This window comes from Streptomyces sulphureus DSM 40104, assembly GCF_000381025.1.
In the GTDB taxonomy this organism is placed as follows: domain Bacteria; phylum Actinomycetota; class Actinomycetes; order Streptomycetales; family Streptomycetaceae; genus Streptomyces; species Streptomyces sulphureus.
In genome coordinates this window covers 233,649-255,659 of the sequence record NZ_KB905821.1, presented here as the reverse complement: position 1 = coordinate 255,659, position 22,011 = coordinate 233,649, and the positions used below count along the sequence as shown (strand labels likewise).

The window sequence follows — 22,011 nt, the reverse complement described above, 5'->3', positions numbered from 1 at the left end:
GCTCACCCTACGTCGACGTCATTGCCCGCGGCCGCGCTGTCCCGGAAGCCTCGGCACGAAGAGGTCGGCCTCCGACCTCCCCGCGTCGGAGCGCACGGGTCGAGCCGGGCCAGGGGCGCGAGTGGGCCGACCCTCGCGGTGGTCCCGCGGAGCCGGACTCTCCCTGGGCTCGGGCTCGCCCGACGGCGCGAGCGGCGTCCGTCCCTCCGGTACCGGGGTGCGCGGTTCGAACCCTCTCGCCTGCCCCTGCTCGCCGTTCTCGGGCCGCAGCTCGGCGCCCTCGTACTGCTGGGCGCTCTCGCCCATCTCGGCGCGACGAGCGCGGTACGCCGCCCGGTACGCGGCGGGGGAGGAGCCGAGCTGGCGCCTGAAGTGACCGCGCAGCGCGACCGGTGAGCGGAACCCGCAGCGCCCTGCGACCTCGTCGACGGAGTAGTCGGAGGTCTCCAGGAGGCGCTGCGCCTGGAGCACCCGCTGGGTGATCAGCCACTGCAACGGTGCGCTGCCGGTGAGCGAGCGGAAGCGCCGGTCGAAGGTGCGGCGGCTCATGTACGCGCGCGCGGCGAGCGCCTCCACGTCGAACTGCTCGTGGAGGTGTTCCAGTGCCCAGGCGACGACTTCGGCGAGCGGGTCGGAGCCGATCTCCTCGGGTAAGGAGCGGTCGAGGTGCCTGGGATGGCCGCCGCTCTCCGCGTTGGCGCGCCGCGGAGGGACGACGAGGCGCCTGGCGAGGGCGCCGGCGGCCTCCGTGCCGTGGTCGGTGCGCACGACGTGGAGGCAGAGGTCTATGCCGGCCGCCGTGCCCGCCGAGGTGAGGATGTCGCCGTCGTCGACGAAGAGTTCGCGCGGGTCGACGTGGACGGCGGGGTAGCGCTTGGCGAGCGTCGGCGCATACATCCAGTGCGTCGTCGCGGGGCGGCCGTCGAGCAGTCCTGCCGCCGCGAGGACGAAGGAGCCGGTGCACAGCCCGACGATCCGGGCGCCCTCCTCGTGCGCCTGGCGGAGTGCGTCGAGCGCTGCGGTCGGCGGCGGCTGCGTGATGGAGCGCCAGGCGGGGACGACGACGGTGCCCGCCCGGGAGATCGCCTCCAACCCGAAGGGCGCCGTGAGTTGGAGCCCGCCCGTCGTGCGCAGCGGCCCGTCCTCGCCCGCGCAGACCAGGAGGCGGTAGCGGGGGACGCCTGCGTCCTGGCGGTCGACGCCGAAGACGGAGAGCGGGATGGAACTCTCGAAGATGGGACCACCGCTGAAGAGCAACACCGCCACGATCTCACGCCGTCGGCGTGCGGCCAGCTTGCGGCTCGTCGCTGGGCCGTTCGTGGAGTCCTGGCTCATTGGAACTAAGCCCCCCTCAATCGTCATGTTCCTCTCGGTCCATACACATCTCTCCCCCGCTCTCCCCCGCCGCGAAGGCCAAGATCGAATCTACTGTGTCGGATGAGGTGGGCGGTGCAAGTTCGGCACCCGACGTTATGCCGACATGGCAACTTGGCGTGAAGCATTCGATCACGAAGCGTTTCACTCGTCAGCTCCGCTGGGAAGTACGCATGCCCTGCCTGCCCCGTCACCGTAGGGTGCAACCGCCGTTGCCGCTCCTTTCCGCGCAGGTGGCAGGGGTGTTGGGGAGGGGTAGCCGGAACCGGTGGGTAGGGGGTCCAAGTTGGCCGAAAAACGTGGGGGGTCAGCCGTGCGACCAGGGCACCCGCCAGGGGTGCGGGGTGGCCGGTGAACGCCGGTGCGCCTACCGGGAAGTGGGGCGTCCGGCTCCGCTCGCGGCGGGTCTCCGGTGGTGCGGAGACGGCACGTATCGAGACAATTTTCCGGCCGTACGGAGCGGTATGCCGCCGTTGTCCAACGATCCTCGGGTGGACGGGTCACGCGGGCGTGCGGAGGCCGGGGCCGGCGCCGGCGCGCTCGGGAACCGTGCTGCGGATCGGCGGCCGGAGCGCAGCTCGGGGCGCCGGGCGTGCGCTGGTGGTGCCGAGTGCGCAACCGGCGTGCGTATACCGGGAGTTGGGGGCGCACAAGGCCGTTCCGTCCCCGATTCGGGTGCCATGGACCGCCGACGGCGTTGCGCACGGCTCGTCGCTGCGGCATGCTCCGGGGTCAGCGCGACGTGCGGCGCCGTCTCTGCCGGGCCCTCGGGCGGGGCCTCCCGGCCCTTTGGGATGGGGGGAGTGCCGCCGTACCCTTGGGGTAAGGGAGTCCGAAAGAGCTCATCCCGGACGTCTCCCGGTCGTCGATCCCTTCGTCACCCAGGAGAGCGCAGCAGCCGACCGTCCCTCTCTGAGCAGAGGAATCCCCCGCCGAGAACCGAATGGCCGGATACGAGATCCCTGACCCAGCGGACCGCAGGCAGATCGCCGACTCGACGGCGCATCCCGAGGCGGCGCCCGACGATGCCAGCACCCCCTGCGACCCGGCGTTCCGGCACGGCGTCGTGGTCGGCTTCGACGGTTCGACGTCGAGCGAGCGCGCCCTGGCGTACGCCGTGGGCATGGCGCACAGAGCCGGCTCCGGCCTGATCATCGTCCACGTCGCCAACAGGCTCCCGACGACCGTCTGGGCCGGCTGCGAGCCGCCCGTCTTCGTCGACGTCCCCGACCACCGCACCGAGGTGCTCGGGCTGGAGCTCGCGTGTTCCGACTACCTCGCCGAGATCCCGTGGATTCTCGTCGAGCGCGGTGGGGACATCTGCCACGAACTGGAGGACGTCGGTCGGGAGTACGAGGCCGACGCCATCGTCGTCGGCTCCTCGCACGGGTTGGCGGGGCGGTTCTTCGGGTCGGTCGCCGGGCGTCTCGCGAAACGGGCCCAGCGGCCCGTCGTCGTCATCCCCTGACGCCGCGGCGCCGAACGACCTTGGCGCGTACGCGCGTTGCCGTAGACGGCGCTCAGTAAATCCACCCATACGTGGAGGTGGATTGTGCGCTTGTGACGGGCATACAAGGGTCAGTGGCCGCGCTGCCGAGCGGGAGGTGACGGACCCGCGAGGCAGCAACCGGCCGGCGTTTTGGGCGACGCCGGCTCAGGGGAGGCGGAATCCCGCGCAGTTGGTGGCCTGCGCGGGGTTCCGCCCTTCCACCGTGGCGACCCCGGGTCACTCCACCGTGACCGACTTGGCGAGGTTGCGCGGCTTGTCGATGTCCCGGCCCAGCTTCAACGCCGTGTGGTAGGCGAGGAGTTGGAGCGGGATGCCCATGAGGATCGGGTCGAGCTCCGGCTCGTTCTGCGGGACGAGCAGGGTGTCGTCGGCCTTCTCCTGGTTCTGGTGCGCGATGGCGAGGATGCTGCCGCTGCGGGCCTTGATCTCCTCGAGGGTGGCGCGGTTCTTCTCCAGGAGGTCGTCGTCGGGGAGGATCGCCACCGTCGGGACCGCGGGCTCGATCAGCGCCAGCGGCCCGTGCTTCAACTCCGAGGCGGGATACGCCTCGGCGTGGATGTACGAGACCTCCTTGAGCTTCAGCGACGCCTCGCGCGCCACCGGGTACCCGCGCACCCGGCCGACGAACATCATGCTGCGCGCGCTCGCGTACTCCCCGGCGAGCTTCTCGATGTCGGGCTCGGCGCCGAGGACCTCGTCGATCTGCCCCGGCAGCTTCCGCAGCCCCTCGATGATCCGCCGCCCGTCGGCGACGGAGAGGTCGCGGATGCGCCCGAGGTGGAGTGCGAGGAGGGCGAAGGCGACGGCCGTGTTGGTGAAGCACTTCGTCGAGACGACGCAGACCTCGGGCCCTGCGTGGACGTAGAGTCCGCCGTCCGCTGCCCGGGCGATCGCCGAGCCGACGACGTTGACGACGCCGAGCACCCGGGCGCCCTTCCGCTTGAGCTCCTGCACGGCGGCGAGGGTGTCGTACGTCTCGCCGGACTGGCTGACCGCGATGTACAGGGTGTCCGGGTCGACGACGGGGTTGCGGTAGCGGAACTCGCTCGCGGGCTCCGCGTCCGCGGGGATGCGTGCGAGCTCCTCGATCAACTGCGCGCCGATCATGCCCGCGTGGTACGCGGAGCCGCACCCGAGGATCTTCACGCGGCGCATCGTGCGGGCCTCGCGCGGGTCGAGGTTGAGGCCGCCGAGGTGGACGGTGGCGAAGCGGTCGTCGATCCTTCCGCGCAGCACGCGGTCGACGGCGTCGGCCTGCTCGGCGATCTCCTTGTGCATGTACGTGTCGTGGCCGCCCATGTCGTACGACTCGGCGGCCCACTCGACCGTCTCGGGCGACGTGGAGGTGCGGGAGCCCTCGGTGGTGTAGGTGCGGTAGTCGCCCGCTGTGATGGTGGCCATCTCGCCGTCGTCGAGCGTGACGATCTGGCGGGTGTGCGAGACGAGCGCGGCGACGTCGGAGGCGACGAACATCTCGTGTTCGCCGATGCCGAGGACGACGGGGGAGCCGTTGCGGGCGACGACGATGCGGTCGGGGAACTCCTCGTGGAGGACGGCGATGCCGTAGGTGCCCTCGACGGAGCGGAGCGCCTCCTGTACGCGGGCCTCGAGGGTCTCGCCCTGCGCGAGGCCGATGAGGTGGGAGACGACCTCCGTGTCGGTCTCGGAGGCGAGCTCGACGCCCTCGGCGGTGAGCTTGGCGCGCAGCTCGGCCGCGTTGTCGATGATCCCGTTGTGGACGACGGCGACCTTCTCCGCCGCGTCCACGTGCGGGTGCGCATTGAGGTCGTTGGGGGCGCCGTGGGTGGCCCAGCGGGTGTGGGCGATACCGACGGTGCCGGTGAACCGCTTCGGGATGCGCTCCTGGAGGTCGCGGACGCGGCCCTTGGTCTTGGCCGTGCGCAGTCCTGCGTTCTTGCCGGTGCCGCTGGAGTGGATGGCGAGCCCTGCGGAGTCGTAACCCCGGTACTCCAGGCGCTGGAGGCCCTCCAGCAGGAGCGGTGCGCTGTCGCGCTTCCCGATGTATCCCACGATTCCGCACATGTCCGGTGCCTCTCCCTTTGGTGCTCGGTGGTGCTGGGGCGTTGTGCCGGGTGCCCCGTTGTCTGCGGTGGTTCGGTGGCGGCCGTCCCTGTGGTTCTCGGCTCGCGCGCAGGGCCGTCGTCTCCGCCGGGCGGGTGCTGCTCAGCCGTAGACGATCCTGCGTAGCTGGCGCTCGGAGAGGTCGGGGGGCGCGACCGCGCGGTGCGGTAGTTCTGCTCGGACGCGCTCGAAGATCTCCGCGTTGGTGAGTCCGGCCGATTGCAGCTCGCGGTGGCGGCGGCGGACGAACTCGGCGGCGGTCTCGTCGAAGTAGGCCAGGACGTCGAGGACCACTCGGACCGCCTCGCCGCGCTGGAGCGGGGTGGTGCGGACGAGGTGGTCGACGAGGTCGTCATGGGTCGGGGAGCGAACTTCGAGCACCCGTCGATAGTGCTCGTCTCCGGCGAGGAGTGCAAGATTTCTGCCCGGTATCGGGCACGTCGGGGCGAGATCCTCGGCACATCCCCGTTTCTGGGGGCGTCCGCGCGTGGTGGCGGTGTCCTCACGCAGTCCTCACGAACGGAACGGGAAGCGACGTTTCGGCCGTGCCGCCCGGCCGGCGCCCGCGGCGCCCGCCGGTCAGAACCGGTCGAGCACCGCCTTCTTCGCCGCGGCGAACTCCTCCTCGGTCAGGATGCCTTGGCTGCGCAGCTCGCCGAGTTCGCGGAGGCGGCGGAGAAGGTCGTCGTGCCCGGAGTCGGAGGTCTCGGGCTGTGGCGGCTTGGTGAGGGCGGCGGGCGCCGGGGAGTCCGACGCGAGGGGGTGCGGGAGGCGGGCGACGACGGCGGCGCCGAGGAGGACGCTGCCGCCCGTCTCCCGCGCCTGGCGGATACCCCACAGCGACAGGCAGTTGGGGTCGTGCTGCGGCTTCGTCGTGGCGTGGGAACCGTGCGGGCGGAACCGGAGGCTGCCGTTCTCCCAGCCGACGGCCGGGGTCCACACGACGGATTCCAGGTCGGCGAGGGCGAACCGGCGCGGCCCTCCCGTCGTCTTGCTCTCCTCGGCCAGCCAGTTCCACTCCAACTGGACGAGCTCGCCGTCGAACGAGGCGGTGCCGTCGCTGCCGGGGGCGGTGAGCGGCACCGGCGGCCCGGGGAGCAGCCAGCGGTCCGTCGGGGTGTCGGGGACCTGCTCCAGCAGGAGGGCGTTGCGGACCTCGTCGACGAAGTACTCGGCAACGCCCTCGCGGTCCTGCTCGACGCCGAGTTGGTACGGGTCGGACGCCTCGTGGAGCCGGCCGCCCGCCACCTGGGAGAGCGGGTCTGCGCCGTCGCGCATACGGAGGCGCAGCCGACCGCCGCGCTTGCCGCTGCGCTCGTACGCGACGCCGGCGACTGCCTGGAGCGGGACGGCGACCTCCCCGAGCGTGCGGCGCAGCGGGTGGACCTGCCGGCCCGTGCCGGGGACGATACGGATCGTGTCCCCGTCGAAGGTCCACGTGCCCGAGCGCTGAAGAATCTCCGCCATACGGCGATTATCCGACGACGCCCAGCTCCCTCGCCACCAGCATCCGCTGCACCTCGCTCGTGCCTTCGCCGATCTCCAGGATCTTCGCGTCGCGCCACATGCGGGCCACGGGGTACTCGTTCATGAAGCCGTAACCGCCGTGGATCTGGGTGGCGTCGCGTGCGTTGTCGACGGCGACCTGCGAGGAGTGGAGCTTCGCCAGCGCCGCCTGCTTCTTGAACCGCTCGCCCGCGACGAGCCGGGAGGCGGCGTCGCGCCAGGCGGTGCGTGCGGTGTGGGCCCGCATCTCCATGTCGGCGAGCGTGAACTGGATCGCCTGGTTGTCGCCGATGGGGCGGCCGAAGGCGTGGCGGGTCCGCGCGTAGGAGACCGACTCGTCGACGCAGCCTTGCGCGAGGCCGGTGGCGAGCGCGGAGATGGCGATGCGGCCCTCGTCGAGGATGCGGAGGAACTGGGCGTAGCCGCGGCCCTCTTCGCCGACGAGGTTCCCCGCGGGGACGCGCACGTCGTCGAAGGAGAGGCCGTGGGTGTCCGAGGCGTTCCAGCCGACCTTGTCGTACGCCGGCTCGACGGTGAAACCGGGGGTGCCGGAAGGGACGAGCAGGGTGGAGATGAGGGGCGAGCCGTCCTCGCGGCGGCCGGTGACGGCGGTGACGGTGACGAACGCCGTGATGTCGGTGCCGGAGTTGGTGATGAAGGACTTGCCGCCGTTGATGATCCAGTCGCCGGTCTCGGGGTCGCGTACGGCGGTGGTGCGGGTGCCGCCCGCGTCGGAGCCGCACTCGGGCTCGGTGAGGCCGAAGGCGCCGAGGATCTCGCCGGAGCAGAGCCGCGGCAGCCACGCGCGCTTCTGCTCCTCGGTGCCGAACCGGTGGATCGGCATGGCACCGAGCGAGACGCCTGCCTCCAAGGTGATCGCGACGGAGGAGTCGACGCGTGCGAGCTCCTCCAGGGCGATGCAGAGCGCGAGGTAGTCGCCGCCCATGCCGCCGTACTCCTCGGGGAAGGGGAGGCCGAAGAGGCCCATCTCGCCCATCTGGCGGACGATTTCGTAGGGGAAGGTGTGCGCCTCGTAGTGTTCCGCGATCGCCGGTGCCACGACGTCGTGGGCGAACTTCTCGACGGTGGTGCGGAGTTCCTCGTGTTCGGGGCTGAGCCGGTGGTCGAGTGCCATGGTTTCAGGACTCCTTGGGCCGGGCGCGGGCGTCGTCGGGGGTCTTCCCTGCGAGCGCCTGCACGGTGCGGGAGGGGCTGGGGCGGCCGAGCGCGCCGGCCATCCAGATGCTGGTGGCGACGAGCCGGTCGAGGTCGACGCCGGTCTCGACGCCGAGGCCGCGGAGCATCCAGACGAGGTCCTCGGTGGCGAGGTTCCCCGTGGCGCTCTTGGCGTACGGGCAGCCGCCGAGGCCGCCGGCGGAGGCGTCGACCGTGGTGACGCCGTGCTGGAGGGCCGCGAGGGTGTTCGCCAGCGCCTGCCCGTACGTGTCGTGGAAGTGGACGGCGAGCCGGCCCGTCGGGATGCCGGCCTCGCCGAGGGCGCGCAGCAGCGCGGTGACCTGGCCGGGGGTGGCGACTCCGATCGTGTCCCCGAGGCTCAGCTCGCTGCACCCCATGGAGAGCAACTCCTTGCAGACGTCGACCACTCGGGAGGCGGGGACGGGCCCCTCCCACGGGTCGCCGAAGCACATCGAGAGGTAGCCGCGCACGGGGACGCCCGCCGCGGCGGCCTCCGCCACGACCGGCGCGAACATCTCCAGGGCGCCGGCCACGGTGCGGTTGAGGTTGGCCTGTGCGAAGGACTCCGTGGCGCTGGCGAAGACCGCCGCCGAGCGGACGCCGAGCGCCAACGCCCGTTGCAGACCGCGCGCGTTGGGGACGAGGACGGGCAGCGCTACGTCGTCCGGGAGGTCGGCGAGGCGCGGGTAGAGCTCTTCCGCGTCGGCGAGCTGCGGCACCCACCGCGGGTGGACGAAGCTCGTGGCCTCCACTGTGCGCAGCCCGGCTCCGGCGAGGCGGTGCACGAACTCCGCCTTCACCTCGACGGGGACGACGGCCGACTCGTTCTGGAGCCCGTCGCGCGGGCCGACCTCGTGGATGCGCACCCGCTGCGGGAGGCCGTCGGCCGGTACCCGCATCGGCAGCCCCTCGCTCATCGCGTCCCCTCCTGCTCCTCGGCGCCGCCCTCGACCGTCGCGAGCGGCTGGTCGATGGCGACCGCGGCGCCGGGTGCGACGTCGAGCCGTGCCACCGTGCCGTCGAAGGGAGCGGTCAGCACGTGCTCCATCTTCATCGCCTCCACCACCAACAGGTCCTGATCGGCGCGGACTTGCTCGCCCACGACCACCTTCACCACCGTCACGGTGCCCGGCATCGGCGCCGTGACGACCCCGTGCGCGGTCGACGCCTCGTCGAGGGCGGCCTCGACCGGGTCGTGCCGCCGCAGGTGCCAGGTCGCGCCGGCGTGCGCGAGCCAGACGCCGGCGCCGTCTCGCGCGTGGACGGCGGTGCCGACGACGCCGTCGTACTCCCACGCGAGGCGTGCACCTCCGTCGGAGGGGAGCAACCGGCAGTCAACGGGCGGCTCTTCGCCGACCCGGACCCGTGCCCCGTCCGCCGTGCCGCGCAGCCGCACCTCGACGGGCTCGCCGCCCTGGACGCGGAACGTCCGTACGGACCAGGCGGGTTCGGCGCCGAGCCGCCAACCGGACGGCACCGCGAACGGGTCGACCCAGCCGGGACCCGCGGGCTCCTCCGCTGCCTGGGCGAGCAGCGCGGCGAGCGCCCAGAGCCGCGGCGGCGGCCCCACGGGCACGAGGGCGGGCGCGACGCGTCCGACGAGCCCGGTGTCCAACTTGCCCGAGGCGACCTCCTCCACGTCCAACAGGCCCCTCAGAAAAGAGGTGTTGGTCTCGACGCCGAGGACGACGGTTGCGCCGAGCGCCGACCGCAGGCGGCGGAGCGCGGTGGCGCGGTCGGGGCCGTGAGCGATCACCTTGGCGAGCATCGGGTCGTAGTCGGTGCCGACCTCGGTGCCGGTGGCGAGGCCCGAGTCGGTGCGTACGGAGGCGCCCTGGGGCTCCTCCAGGTGCAGGACGCGCCCGGTGGAGGGGAGGAACTCCACCTCCTCCGGGCCGATCCGGGTGCTCTCGGCGCAGACGCGGGCCTCCACCGCGTGCCCCGTCAGGCTGATCTCGCCCTGGGAGAAAGGCAGTTGCTCGCCGGCGGCGACGCGGAGCTGCCACTCGACGAGGTCGAGCCCCGTGACGAGCTCGGTGACCGGGTGCTCCACCTGGAGCCGGGTGTTCATCTCCATGAAGGCGTACGCTGCGGGGTCGCCGCCGGGGACGATGAACTCGACGGTGCCGGCGCCCCGGTACCCGCAGGAGCGTGCCGCCTCGACGGCGGCCTCGCCCATCGCGGAGCGCAGCGCGTCGTCGAGGAGCGGGCTCGGCGCCTCCTCGACGATCTTCTGGTGCCGGCGTTGGAGGGAGCACTCGCGCTCGCCGAGGTGGACGACGTTGCCGTGCCCGTCGGCGAGCACCTGGATCTCGATGTGCCGCGGACGCTCGATCCAGCGCTCCAGCAGGAGCGCGTCGTCGCCGAAGGCGCCGAGCGCGGTGCGCCTCGCCGCTGCGACGGCGTCGGGCAGCTCCCGCTCGTCGGTGACGAGCCGCATCCCCTTGCCGCCGCCTCCCGCCGACGGCTTCAGCAGGACCGGCATGCCGATCTTCCGTGCGGCGTCGAGGAGTTCGGCGTCGCTCAGCCCGCTCCCCGACGAGCCGTCGACCACGGGCACGCCGGCCGCGCGCACCGTCTCCTTCGCCCGGATCTTGTCGCCCATGAGCTCGACGGCCTCCGCGGGCGGCCCGACGAAGGCGAGCCCGGCCTCGGTGACCGCGCGGGCGAACGCCGCGTTCTCGGCGAGGAACCCGTACCCCGGGTGGACGGCCTGCGCTCCGGTGCGGCGGGCGGCGTCGAGGAGGCGCTCGACGGAGAGGTAGCTCTCGGAGGCCGCCGCGGGGCCGAGGAGCACGGCGGAGTCGGCCTCGCGCACGTGGCGCGCGTCGGCGTCGGCCTCGCTGTAGACGGCCACCGCGTGGACGCCGAGTGCGCGGAGGGTGCGGATCACGCGGACCGCGATCTCGCCCCGGTTGGCGACCAGTACCGTGTCGAACATCCGCTGCCTCCCCGCCCGTCGGCGCTTCGCCGGTTCGCTGTCGAGTGTCGTCATCGCCGCCTCACATCCGGAAGACGCCGAACCGCGCCGCGTCCGGGGCCCGTTCGGGGAGCGGGGCCTGTGCGCACGCGGTGAGCGCGAGGCCGAGGACGGAGCGCGTCTGCGTCGGCTCGATGACGCCGTCGTCCCAGAGCCGGGCCGTCGCGTAGTAGGCGTTGCCCTGTTCCTCGTACTGCCGGCGCACCGGCGCCCGGAACTCTTCCTCCTCCTCGGCGCTCCACTCCTCGCCGCGCGCCTCCAACTGGTCGCGCTTGACGGTGGCGAGGACGGAGGCCGCCTGCTCGCCTCCCATCACGGAGATCTTCGCGTTCGGCCATGTCCACAGGAAGCGGGGCGAGTAAGCACGGCCGCACATCGAGTAGTTGCCCGCACCGTAGGAGCCGCCGATCACCACCGTCAGTTTCGGTACGCGGGCGCAGGCGACGGCCGTCACCATCTTGGCGCCGTTCTTCGCGATGCCGCCGGCCTCGTAGTCCTTGCCGACCATGAAGCCGGAGATGTTCTGGAGGAAGACGAGCGGGATGCCGCGCTGGTCGCAGAGTTCGACGAAGTGCGCGCCCTTGAGCGCCGACTCGGAGAAGAGCACGCCGTTGTTGGCGACGATGCCGACCGGGTGCCCCATGATGCGGGCGAAGCCGGTGACGAGCGTGGTGCCGTACTCGGCCTTGAACTCCTGGAAGCGGGAGCCGTCGACGGTCCTGGCGACGACCTCGCGCACGTCGTAGCTGGTGCGCGAGTCGACGGGGACGGCGGTGTGCAGCCCTGCCGGTTCCGCCGCGGGCTCCTCGGCGGGGAGCACCTGCCAGGGCAGCGCCTCGGGTGCCGGCGGTGCGGGGAGCGTCGCGACGATCCGGCGGAGTATGCGGAGCGCGTGCGCGTCGTCCTCCGCGAGGTGGTCGGTGACGCCGGAGACGCGCGTGTGCACGGCGCCGCCGCCCAACTCCTCGGCGCTGACGACCTCTCCGGTCGCCGCCTTCACCAGCGGCGGCCCGCCGAGGAAGATCGTCCCCTGCTCGCGGACGATGACGGCCTCGTCGCTCATCGCCGGCACGTAGGCACCGCCTGCCGTGCAGGAGCCGAGCACGGCGGCGAGTTGGGGGACGCCGGCGGCGGAGAGCCGTGCCTGGTTGTAGAAGATGCGCCCGAAGTGCTCGCGGTCCGGGAAGACTTCGTCCTGCATCGGCAGGAAGGCGCCGCCCGAGTCGACGAGGTAGAGGCAGGGCAGGCGGTTCTCCAGCGCGACCTCCTGGGCGCGCAGGTGCTTCTTGACCGTCATCGGGTAGTACGTGCCGCCCTTGACGGTGGCGTCGTTGGCGACGATCACGACCAGCCGCCCGCTCACCCGGCCGATGCCGGTGATGATCCCGGCGGAGGGCGCAACCCCCTCGTACATGCCGTCGGCCGCCAGCGGGGAGAGTTCGAGGAACGGCGAGCCGGTGTCGAGGAGGCGGTCGACGCGGTCGCGGGGGAGGAGCTTGCCGCGCTCGGTGTGCCGGCTGCGGGCGCGCTCGCCGCCGCCGAGGCGGGCCGCCGCGAGCTTCTCGCGGAGTCCGGCGGCGAGTTCGCGGTGTGCGGCGGCGCGGGCGCGTGCCGCCTCCGGCGGGGGCTCGGCCGCGACGGAGAGCACCGGCGCTTCGGGGACGCCCGGCCGGGTCGTGGTCCCTGCGGTCTCCTGCATCGGCCCAGCTCCCTCGCTCGACGGTGCCACTCGCGGCGCGGCGTGTTAGCCGCCGTTAACCGGACGGCGACAGGTTAACGCCCACTAACACCGCTGTCTACAATGGCGGGCATGCGTACCACCAAGGCCGCCCCGGCCCGACGGGAGCAGATTCTGCGGGAGGCGGCGCGGCTCTTCGCCGAGCGCGGTTTCCACGGCGTCGGGGTCGACGAGATAGGAGCGGCCGTCGGCATCAGCGGGCCCGGCATCTACCGGCACTTCGCCGGCAAGGACGCGATGCTCGCCGAACTCCTCGTCGGGATCAGCGAGCGGCTCAACGAGGGCGGACGCAGCCGGATCGAGGAGGCGCAGGCCGAGGGCGGCGCCGAGGACGCGGCGCTCGACTCGCTCATCCACGGGCACATCGAGTTCGCGCTCGACGACCGCGCCCTCATCACCCTCCACGACCGCGAGTTGGACCGCCTGCGCCCCGCCGACCGCAAGCGGGTGCGCAGGCTCCAGCGGCAGTACGTGGAGCTCTGGGTCGAGGTGGTGCGCGGGCGGTACCCGGGGCTCGGCGGGCCCGACGCGCGCGTCGCCGTCCACGCCGTCTTCGGGCTGCTCAACTCCACGCCGCACCTGAGCGGTTCGTCCGCGCTGCCGGACCGCGGGACGACGGCGGCGCTCCTCCACCGCCTGGCGCGGGGTGCGCTCGCGGCGGCCGCGGCCTGAACTGCGCGCCGTCCGCGCGCCGTCCGAGCCCTCCCGGTCCGCGGGGTGCGGGTGGTAGCTTGCGGGTAGCCCTGAGCAAGCGCTTAGAAAACGAGCCCGCAGCAGCCGGCAGCCCCGGGCTGCGCATCCGAGGAGGCGTGCCGTGCGTCGCACTGTGTTCAACGAGGACCACGAGGCGTTCCGCGAGACGATCCGCGACTTCATCGCCGCCGAGGTGGTGCCGCACTACCAGGAGTGGTCCGAACAGGGCTACGTACCGCGCGAGTTGTACCGCAAGCTCGGCGCGCTCGGCGTCTTCGGCATCGAGGTCCCCGAGGAGTACGGCGGCGCCGGCGAGACCAGCTTCAAGTTCAACGCCGTCCTCAGCGAGGAGACCGCGCGGGCCGGCGTCAGCTTCGGCGGCTCCAGCGTGCACACCGCGCTCTGCCTCCCCTACCTGCTCAAGTACGGCAACGAGGAGCAGAAGAAGCGCTGGCTGCCCAGGTTCGTCAGCGGCGAGACGATGACGGCGATCGCCATGACGGAGCCCGGCACCGGCTCCGACCTCGCCGGCATGAAGACCACGGCGAAGCTCTCCGAGGACGGCACGCACTACGTGCTCAACGGCGCCAAGACGTTCATCACCGGCGGCGCGCAGGCCGACCGCGTCCTCGTCTGCTGCCGTACCGCGCCGCCCACACCCGAGGACCGCCGCGGCGGCATCTCGATCCTCGTCGTCGACGCGCACAGCGAGGGCTTCGCCGTCGGACGCAAGCTCGACAAGCTCGGCCTGCGCGCCTCCGACACCGCCGAACTCTCCTTCACCGACGTCGAGGTGCCGGTGGAGGACCTCCTCGGCGAGGAGGGCAAGGCGTTCTCGTACCTCACCCACAACCTTCCGCAGGAGCGCCTCGGCATCGCGATCGGCGCCTACGCGCAGTCGGCGGCCGCCGTGCGGTTCGCGAAGGAGTACACGAAGGAGCGGACCGTCTTCGGCAAGGAGGTCGCCTCCTTCCAGAACACCAAGTTCGTCCTCGCCGACTGCCAGTCCGACGTCGACGCGATGCAGGCCGTCGTCGACCGTGCGCTGGAGGCGCTCGACGCCGGGGAGCTCACGCCCGCCGACGCCGCCTCGGCGAAGCTCTTCACCACCGAGCGCGCGGCCCACGTCATCGACAAGTGCCTCCAACTGCACGGCGGTTACGGCTACATGCTGGAGTACCCGATCTCCTCCCTCTACGCCGACACCCGCGTCTCGCGGATCTACGGCGGCACCAGCGAGGTGATGCGGTCCATCATCGCCAAGTCGATGGGCCTGTGAGCCGGACGCGGCACGTTCACACGACCGTAAAACCCACTGTGACGTGCGTCGTCGCCTGGAAGTGCGGTCGCCGGGCAGGATCGACCGCATGAGCCAAGAACTGTCCTCCCTGCTCGACCTGCTCGATCTGGAGCGGGTCGAGCAGGACATCTTCCGCGGGCAGAGCCGCTTCGCCGTGGTACCCCGCGTCTTCGGCGGCCAAGTCGCCGCGCAGGCCCTCGTCTCGGCCTGCCGGACGGTCCCCGCCGAGCGGCTGCCGCACTCGCTCCACTCGTACTTCCTGCGCGCCGGCGATCCCGGGGCGCCGATCGTCTACACGGTGGACCGCATCCGCGACGGCCGCTCCTTCACCACCCGGCGGGTCGTCGCCGTGCAGCACGGGCAGCCGATCTTCCACCTCTCGGCGTCCTTCCAGATCCACGAGGAGGGCCTCGAGCACCAGGAGCCGATGCCCGAGGCACCGGACCCGGAGACGCTGCCGACCGCCGAGGAGCTGATGCCCCGGTACGCCTCCCTCTTCCCCGACACGGAGACGCCGCGCCGGCTCCTGGAGGCCCGCGCCGCCGTCGACCTGCGCTACGTCGACGAGCCGCCGTTCGCCAGCGTCGGCGTCCGCAGGGAGCCCCGCTCCCAGGTGTGGTTCCGCACCAACGGCAAGCTCCAGGGCGAGTTCGACGACCCGATGCTCCACATCTGCCTCGCCACCTACGTCTCCGACATGACGCTCCTCGACTCCGTCCTCCTCGCGCACGGGCGCGGCGGATGGGCGGTCGGCGACGTCGTCGGCGCCAGCCTCGACCACGCGATGTGGTTCCACCGGCCGTTCCGCGCCGACGAGTGGCTCCTCTACGACCAGGAGTCCCCGACGGCGCAGGGCGGCAGGGGCCTCGCCAAGGGGCGCATCTTCACGCGGGGCGGCGCCCTCGCCGTCTCGGTGATCCAGGAGGGCGCCGTGCGCATACCCCGCGACGAGCAGCGCTGAGCCGGCTCAGCTCCGCAGCGCGCCGAAGAGCGCGAGCCACTGCTGCGGCGTGACGTGTCCCACGGGGACGCCCGCGTCGATACGGGCCGCGCGGAACGCCGCCCGTACGCGGTGCGGGGAACGTCCGCGGGCCAGCGTGGCGTGGAGCGAGCCGCCCACGCCTGTGAACCCTTCGGCCACCAGGCGTCGGTACGCAGCGAGTCGGGCCGCGGGCAGCAGCGGGCGCGGGCGGCGGACGAGGCGGAGCACGCCCGCGTCGACGCGGGGCACGGGGTGGAAGTGGTGCCGGGCGACGGTGGCCGGCATCGTCCACGTGTACTGGGGCCAGCTCTCCACCGTCACGCGCGGCCAACTCCCGTAGCCGCCGGTGCGCTTGCGGGCGAACTCCCGCTGCGTCAGGAGCGTCGCCGAGGTGAGGTGCGGCGCCGCAAGGCACCAGGCGACGATGGCGGAGGTCCGCGCGAACGGGAGGTTGCCGACGACCGCGAACGCCTGCCGGGGAGGCGGCGCGTCGAGGAAGTCCCCTTGTACGAGGCGGACGTTGGACGCCGCGACGCGGTGCGGCAGGCGGGCGGCGAACTGCTCGTCGAGCTCGTAGGCGACGACCCGGCCGCAGCGGGCGGCGAGTTCTCGCGTGAGCGCGCCCGCGCCGGGTCCTGGTTCGAGGACGAGGTCCTCGGGGCCGACCCCGGCGAGGCGGACGAGGCGGCGGGCGGTGCCGGGGGAGTGCAGGAGGTTCTGTGAGAGTGCGAGTCGGCGACGTGCCATGGGGAGTCCTCTGATCGAGGACGGGACAGCCGGCCGCCCGCCCTTGAGCGTCGCACTCGTGGGCGTGGAGGGGCGGTGGGCGGGGCGCGGCTGAGCCCGTCCGAGTCGTGGGCGAGTCGGAGGGCTCTGGCCGGGCGGCACGTGACCGTGCGGATGCGGTGCCGGAAGAGGGCAGCCGTGCGTGCCGCGCCCCGCGTGACCGGAGCGGTCAGGGGGCGCGAACGGCGCCGAGGGCCGGTGTTCCTGGGGCGCCTCGGCGAGGGTCCGTGGTCAGGCGGCCGGGCGCAGAGCCTGGCGGTGCCACGGACGGATGTAGATCGCTGCGCACATGCCGGCGAACCTACGGACGCGACGGGCGCGGAGCAACGGGTTTTTCACCGCGTCACACCAGCCCCGCCGCCTCGAGCAGGTAGGCGGTGAGCGGTTCGTACTGCCGCGGATCGGCGACGTGGTCGTCGAGCGGCACGGTGACCGCGAGCGTGCCCTCCGCCTCGCCGAGGAAGAGCGCCGGGTCGTTGCAGTCGGCGAACCCGACCGTGGGCACGCCGCGTTGGGCGGCGCAGCCGGCCCAGCCGTGGTCCGCGACGACGAGTCCGGGTGCCGGCTCGCCCGCCTCCGCCAGCGCGTCGAGCACCGCGGCCATCGGTGCGGGCGAGTGCGTATGCCAGAGCGAGGCGCCCCGCTCCAGTACCGCGACGCCGCCGAACTGCACGACCACGGCCTCGTCCGCCACGGTGCCGAACGGCACCCGCACCACCTCGCACCCGGCGGCGTGGACCGCACGGGCGAGGGAGCCGTGCAGGTCGAGGAGCGAGCCCGGGTGCCCGGTGGCGAAGAGCACCCGGAGGCCGCCGTCGGCGGCCCGGCGCAGCTCGGCCGCCGCGCGGCCGAGGGCCGCAGCGGTGAGCAGGGGGTCGATGGTGTCCTGGCCTGTGCGGTGGTCCGGGTCGTCGTCGACGCCGCAGCGCTCCGCCAGTACCGCGAGGACGTCCTGCTCGTCGCTCCACCGGTCGCCCAGCTCCAGGCCGAGCCAGTAGTGGCGGTCGCCGTTGGCGAGGCTGCGGTAGTGCGCGAGGTTGTTCTCGCGCGCGGTGGCGACGTCGCCCGCGATGCGTGTGCCGACGAGGTGGCGCAGGAGCGCGTCGCGCTCCGGCGGGCGGGTGCCGTCGCCGGGGAAACCAGTGGCGCATGTCCCGGGCGGAGGCGGAGGCTGCTGGCGCATGCGGTCATTGTCGCCCCTACGGAGGTGCAGGGGAGCGGCGGAGAAACTCCGCACGAGCCGCCTTCGCCCGGGTCCCGGTCGTCGGTCCTCGTCCGCCGGCCCCGGTGGGCAGGGCCATCGGCGGAAGTTCTGTTGCACCCTGTTGCGGCGGGATGAAATTCGCACGTCGGGACGTTGGCCCTCCCGGCAGACCAGGACAGTGGACGAGGCAGCGCCGGCGAAGGGAAGCGGAGTGGCGGAGACGGACGCGGTGACGGGGGCGGGCAGCCGGCAGGGGTGGGCGCGCAGGCTCGCCGGGTACTGCTGGCGGTACCCGCGCGAGGTGCTGCTGGCGCTCGGCGCCTCGCTCGGCGGAATGGCCGTGATGGCGCTGATCCCGCTGCTCACCAAGAGCATCATCGACGACGTGATCGTCGGCGGGGACGGCGGGCTGTGGCTGTGGATCGGCCTCCTCCTCGCGGCCGCCGTCGTCGTCTACGGGCTCACCTTCGTGCGCCGCTACTACGGCGGGCGCCTCGCGCTCGACGTCCAGCACGACCTGCGCACCGACATGTACCGCTCGATCATCCGGCTCGACGGCCGCAGCCAGGACGAGCTCTCCACGGGGCAGGTCGTCGGACGCGGGACCAGCGACCTCCAGCTCGTGCAGAGCCTCCTGTTCATGCTGCCGATGATGATCGGGAACGTCCTGCTCTTCCTCGTCGCGCTCGGCGTGATGCTGACGCTCTCGCCGCTGCTCACCCTCGTCTCCGTCGCCGTCTTCCCGCTGCTGTGGTGGATCGCCGACCTCAGCCGCACCCGCCTCTTCCCCGCCACCTGGTACGCGCAGCAGCAGGCGGGCGCCGTCGCCTCCGTCGTCGACGGGGCGGTCACCGGCGTGCGCGTCGTCAAGGGGTTCGGGCAGGAGGAGCAGGAGCGCGGGAAGCTGCGCAGGATCAGCCGGGTGCTCTTCGCCGGGCGGCTGCGCACCGTCAAGCTCAACTCCCGCTACACGCCCGCGCTCCAGTCCATCCCCTCGCTCGGACAGGTCGCGATGCTGGCGCTCGGCGGCTGGCTCGCCACCCGGGGGCAGATCACGCTCGGCACCTTCGTCGCCTTCTCCACCTACCTCGCACAACTCGTGGGGCCGGTGCGGATGCTCGCCATGATGCTCACGGTGGGGCAGCAGGCCCGCGCGGGCGTCGAGCGCATCACCCAGCTCATCGACACCGAGCCCCGGATAGCGGAGCGGCCCGACGCGCACGAGCTTCCCGCCGACGCCGAAGCCTCCGTCGAGTTCGACGACGTCACCTTCGGGTACGGGGACGCCGAGGACGCGGGCGTCCCCGTCCTCGACGGCTTCGGCCTCCGCATCGAGCCGGGTGAGACCGTCGCCGTCGTCGGTCCCAGCGGCAGCGGCAAGTCCACCGTCTCGCTGCTCCTCCCGCGGTACTACGACCCCACGGGCGGCGCCGTCCGCGTCGGCGGCCACGACGTGCGGGACCTCACCCTCGACTCGCTCCGCTCCGCGATCGGCCTCGTCCCCGAGGACAGCTTCCTCTTCTCCGGCACCGTCCGCGAGAACATCGCCTACGGCTTCCCCGAGGCGACCGAGGAGCAGGTCCTCGCCGCCGCCCGCGTCGCCCAGGCCGACCGCTTCGTCCGCGAACTCCCCGACGCCTACGGGACACGCGTCGGCGAGCAGGGCATGACGCTCTCGGGCGGCCAGCGCCAGCGCATCTCCCTCGCCCGGGCCATCCTCACCGACCCGCGGCTCCTGCTCCTCGACGACGCCACCTCGGCCGTCGACGCGCGCGTCGAGCACGAGATCCACGAGGCGCTGCGCAGCGTCATGGCCGGACGCACCACGCTGCTCATCGCCAACCGCCTCTCCACACTCGCGCTCGCCGACCGCATCGCCGTCCTCGACCGCGGCCGCCTCGTCGACCTCGGCACCCACGACGAACTCACCGCACGCTGCTCCCTCTACCGCCGCCTCCTCACCGACCCCGACGAACTCGGCGACGTCGACCGCGACCCGGCGGGCCTCACCGGGCGCACGGGCGAGACGGCGGACGGCGGCATCACGCCCGAACTCTGGGGCCGCACAGGCGAGTCGGAGACCGGCGCCGACCCCGAGGACGCCGCCGCGGCCCCCTCGGCCGCGACCGCGGGCCGTCCCGGCGGCTTCGGCGCGGAGCTCGCCTCGCTCCCGGGCAGCCCCGAACTCCTCGCGAAGGTCGCGGCGTTGCCGCCGGCCGACGACGTACCCGACATCGACGAGGACCGCGCCGAGCAGCGCGAGCGCACCTACGGGCTGCGCCGCCTCCTGCACGGCTTCGGCGCGGCGCTCGGCGTCGCACTGCTCTTCGCCGCCCTCGACGCGGGGTTCGGGCTGCTCCTGCCCGTGCTCATCCGGCACGGCATCGACGAGGGCGTCCAGCAGGGCGCGCTCGGCGCGGTGTGGACGGCGGCGGCGGTCGCGCTCTTCGTCGTCGTCGCGCAGTGGGCCGCGCAGTTCGGATCGATGCGGCTCACCGGGCGCACCGGCGAACGCGTCCTCTACGCGCTGCGGTTGAAGATCTTCGCGCAGCTCCAGCGGCTCGGGCTCGACTACTACGAGCGGCACCTCGGCGGCGTCGTCATGACGCGGATGACGACCGACGTCGACGCGCTCTCGACGTTCCTCCAGACCGGGCTCGTCACCGCCGTCGTCTCCGTCTTCACCTTCCTCGGCATCCTCGGGGCGCTCTTCGTCCTCGACCTCCAACTCGCGCTCGTCGTCTCCGCGACGCTGCCGCTGCTCGCCGTCGGCACCGTCATCTTCCGCCGGCACAGCGTCCGCGCCTACGAGTTGGCGCGCGAGCGGGTCAGCGCCGTCAACGCGGACCTCCAGGAGTCCGTCGCCGGGCTGCGGATGGTGCAGGCGTTCCGCGGCGAGGAGCGCGGGGCCGAGCGGTTCGCGGCGCGCAGCGACGGGTACCGCAGGGCCCGCATCAGGGGGCAGTGGCTGATCTCGGTCTACTTCCCCTTCGTGCAGTTGCTCGCCTCGCTCGCCACCGCGGGCGTGCTGATCGTCGGCTCGGGCCGGATCGAGAACGGGACGCTCACCGCGGGGGCCCTCGTCGCCTATCTCCTCTACATCGAGCTGTTCTTCGCGCCCGTGCAGCAGCTCTCGCAGGTCTTCGACGGCTACCAGCAGGCCGCCGTCTCCCTCCGGCGCATCCAGGACCTCCTCCGCGAGGAGACCAGCGTCCCCGCGCCCGAGAGCCCGCGGCCCGTGACGAGTCTGCGCGGCGAAGTCGCCTTCGACGACGTGCACTTCACCTACACCACAGAGGACGGCCAGGCCGAGGAGGCCGCGCTCTCCGGCGTCGGCCTGACGATCCCCGCCGGGCAGACGGTCGCGTTCGTCGGCGAGACGGGTGCGGGCAAGTCGACGCTGGTGAAGCTCGTCGCCCGCTACTACGACCCGACGAGCGGCGCCGTCCGCGTGGACGGCACCGACCTGCGCGAGTACGACCCCGGCGGGTACCGGCACCGGCTCGGCGTCGTGCCGCAGGAGCCGTTCCTCTTCGCCGGCACCGTGCGCGACGCCATCGCGTACGGCCGCATGGACGCCACCGACGCCGAAGTCGAGGCGGCGGCGCGGGCGGTGGGCGCCTGGGACATGGTCGCCGCGCTCCCCGGCGGCTTCCTCCACCCCGTCGACGAGCGCGGACGCAACCTCTCGGCCGGTCAGCGGCAGCTCCTGGCGCTGGCCCGCGCCGAACTGGTCGACCCCGACGTGCTCCTGCTCGACGAGGCGACCGCCTCGCTCGACCTCGCCACCGAGTCCCTCGTCAACGAGGCGACCGACCGGCTCGCGCACGTCCGCACCACGCTCGTCGTCGCCCACCGGCTGACGACGGCGGCGAGGGCCGACCGCGTCGTCGTCCTCGACCACGGCAGGATCGTCGAGGACGGCACCCACACCGAACTCCTCGCCCGCGACGGGCACTACGCCCGCTTGTGGCGGACGTTCAGCGGCGAGGCGGCGCCTGAGCGCATCGTCGTGCGGCGGGACACGGACGCGGGTCCTGGGGGAGACACGGTCGCCGTGGACGTCTGAGCGGCCTCGCGCGGGGTCGGCTCACGGCCTGCGGCCGACGCCGACGTAGAACCCCACCTCCGCGTCCGGGAGGCGGGGTTCCTCGTCCGGGCGCCAGCGGTGGCCGACGACCACGCCGGGGTCGAGGAGGTCGAGTCCGTCGAAGAACCGGGCGACCTCGGTGCGCGAGCGGAGCTTTCCGTCGATCCCCTTGCGCTGGTACATCTCGCCGAGTTCCCTCAGGTCCTCCCGTGCGAACCCCTCGGTGGCGTGGGAGAGGACGAGGTAGGAGCCGGGTGCCAGCCCGTCGAGGAGGCCGCGGACGAGGCCGTACGGGTCCGAGGCGTCGGGGACGAAGTGCAGCAGCGCGACCAGGGAGAGGGCCACCGGTTCTTCGAGGTTCAAGGTCGCCCGCACTTGGGGCAGTTGGAGGATGTCGTCCTTCAGCACGTCGGCTTCTGCGTACGCCGTCCGCCCCTGCGGGGTTCCGCGCATGAGGGCGTCGACGTACTCGACGACGAGCGGGTCGTTGTCGACGTAGACGACGCGGGACTCGGGCGCGATCTCCTGGGCGACCTGGTGGAGGTTGGGCGCGGTGGGGATGCCGGTGC

General features: G+C 72.7%; 16 protein-coding genes. 5 read left to right on the top strand and 11 right to left on the bottom strand.

What is annotated here, in order from left to right; translation table 11 throughout:
- Positions 1-18: 18 nt before the first annotated feature.
- Complete coding sequence (locus tag F603_RS0123615; RefSeq protein ID WP_019548416.1) at positions 19-1,335, bottom strand: helix-turn-helix domain-containing protein; 1,317 nt, start codon at positions 1,333-1,335, stop codon at positions 19-21.
- 982 nt (positions 1,336-2,317) lie between these two features.
- Between F603_RS0123615 and F603_RS0123610 the strand changes: the two genes are divergently transcribed.
- The gene (locus F603_RS0123610) at positions 2,318-2,842 is read left to right on the top strand and encodes a universal stress protein (RefSeq protein ID WP_019548415.1); all 525 of its coding nucleotides are present in this window, start codon (positions 2,318-2,320) and stop codon (positions 2,840-2,842) included.
- A 258-nt stretch (positions 2,843-3,100) separates the two neighbouring features.
- Here the strand turns inward: F603_RS0123610 and glmS are convergent, their stop codons facing one another.
- The 7 genes from glmS to F603_RS0123575 all read right to left on the bottom strand — a co-directional run bounded on the left by glmS (position 3,101) and on the right by F603_RS0123575 (position 12,348).
- Positions 3,101-4,927 carry a glutamine--fructose-6-phosphate transaminase (isomerizing) gene (gene glmS / locus F603_RS0123605; protein ID WP_019548414.1) on the bottom strand — a complete coding sequence of 609 codons (1,827 nt, stop codon included), beginning with the start codon at positions 4,925-4,927 and terminating at the stop codon, positions 3,101-3,103.
- A gap of 141 nt (positions 4,928-5,068) precedes the next feature.
- On the bottom strand, positions 5,069-5,347 hold the full coding sequence (locus F603_RS0123600) for a hypothetical protein (RefSeq protein WP_019548413.1): 279 nt from the start codon (positions 5,345-5,347) through the stop codon (positions 5,069-5,071).
- A gap of 198 nt (positions 5,348-5,545) precedes the next feature.
- Complete coding sequence (locus F603_RS0123595; RefSeq protein ID WP_019548412.1) at positions 5,546-6,433, bottom strand: DUF4429 domain-containing protein; 888 nt, start codon at positions 6,431-6,433, stop codon at positions 5,546-5,548.
- Positions 6,434-6,440: 7 nt separating this feature from the next.
- On the bottom strand, positions 6,441-7,607 hold the full coding sequence (locus F603_RS0123590) for an acyl-CoA dehydrogenase family protein (protein ID WP_019548411.1): 1,167 nt from the start codon (positions 7,605-7,607) through the stop codon (positions 6,441-6,443).
- 4 nt (positions 7,608-7,611) lie between these two features.
- Positions 7,612-8,586 (bottom strand): hydroxymethylglutaryl-CoA lyase, encoded by a 975-nt coding sequence (locus tag F603_RS0123585; RefSeq protein WP_019548410.1) that lies wholly within the window; start codon positions 8,584-8,586, stop codon positions 7,612-7,614.
- Positions 8,583-10,610, bottom strand: a complete 2,028-nt coding sequence (locus F603_RS0123580) for an acetyl/propionyl/methylcrotonyl-CoA carboxylase subunit alpha (protein ID WP_019548409.1) — start codon at positions 10,608-10,610, stop codon at positions 8,583-8,585. Before F603_RS0123580 ends, F603_RS0123585 begins: the two co-directional genes overlap by 4 nt.
- A gap of 61 nt (positions 10,611-10,671) precedes the next feature.
- On the bottom strand, positions 10,672-12,348 hold the full coding sequence (locus tag F603_RS0123575) for a carboxyl transferase domain-containing protein (RefSeq protein ID WP_019548408.1): 1,677 nt from the start codon (positions 12,346-12,348) through the stop codon (positions 10,672-10,674).
- Between the two features lie 102 nt (positions 12,349-12,450).
- On the opposite strand from F603_RS0123575, the gene F603_RS0123570 reads away from it, so the two are divergent.
- The 3 genes from F603_RS0123570 (at position 12,451) to F603_RS0123560 (ending at position 15,341) form a co-directional block, all read left to right on the top strand.
- Entirely contained in the window at positions 12,451-13,059 is a 609-nt protein-coding gene (locus tag F603_RS0123570) for an SACE_7040 family transcriptional regulator (RefSeq protein WP_019548407.1), read from the top strand.
- A 142-nt stretch (positions 13,060-13,201) separates the two neighbouring features.
- Positions 13,202-14,359: an acyl-CoA dehydrogenase family protein gene (locus F603_RS0123565; RefSeq protein ID WP_026328669.1), complete on the top strand. Its 1,158-nt coding sequence runs from the start codon at positions 13,202-13,204 to the stop codon at positions 14,357-14,359.
- 88 nt (positions 14,360-14,447) lie between these two features.
- A complete protein-coding gene (locus F603_RS0123560; RefSeq protein ID WP_019548405.1) occupies positions 14,448-15,341 on the top strand; it encodes an acyl-CoA thioesterase in 894 nt (297 codons plus the stop codon).
- Between the two features lie 6 nt (positions 15,342-15,347).
- Here the strand turns inward: F603_RS0123560 and erm are convergent, their stop codons facing one another.
- A complete protein-coding gene (gene erm / locus F603_RS0123555) occupies positions 15,348-16,109 on the bottom strand; it encodes an ErmE/ErmH/ErmO/ErmR family 23S rRNA (adenine(2058)-N(6))-methyltransferase (protein ID WP_019548404.1) in 762 nt (253 codons plus the stop codon).
- A 382-nt stretch (positions 16,110-16,491) separates the two neighbouring features.
- Complete coding sequence (locus F603_RS0123550; RefSeq protein WP_019548403.1) at positions 16,492-17,331, bottom strand: phosphatase; 840 nt, start codon at positions 17,329-17,331, stop codon at positions 16,492-16,494.
- Between the two features lie 232 nt (positions 17,332-17,563).
- Here F603_RS0123550 and F603_RS0123545 point away from each other — a divergent pair, with 232 nt between their 5' ends.
- On the top strand, positions 17,564-21,421 hold the full coding sequence (locus F603_RS0123545; protein WP_019548402.1) for an ABC transporter ATP-binding protein: 3,858 nt from the start codon (positions 17,564-17,566) through the stop codon (positions 21,419-21,421).
- 21 nt (positions 21,422-21,442) lie between these two features.
- Here the strand turns inward: F603_RS0123545 and F603_RS32665 are convergent.
- A partial coding sequence (locus F603_RS32665) for an SAM-dependent methyltransferase (protein WP_019548401.1) occupies positions 21,443-22,011 on the bottom strand: 569 nt, incomplete at its 5' end.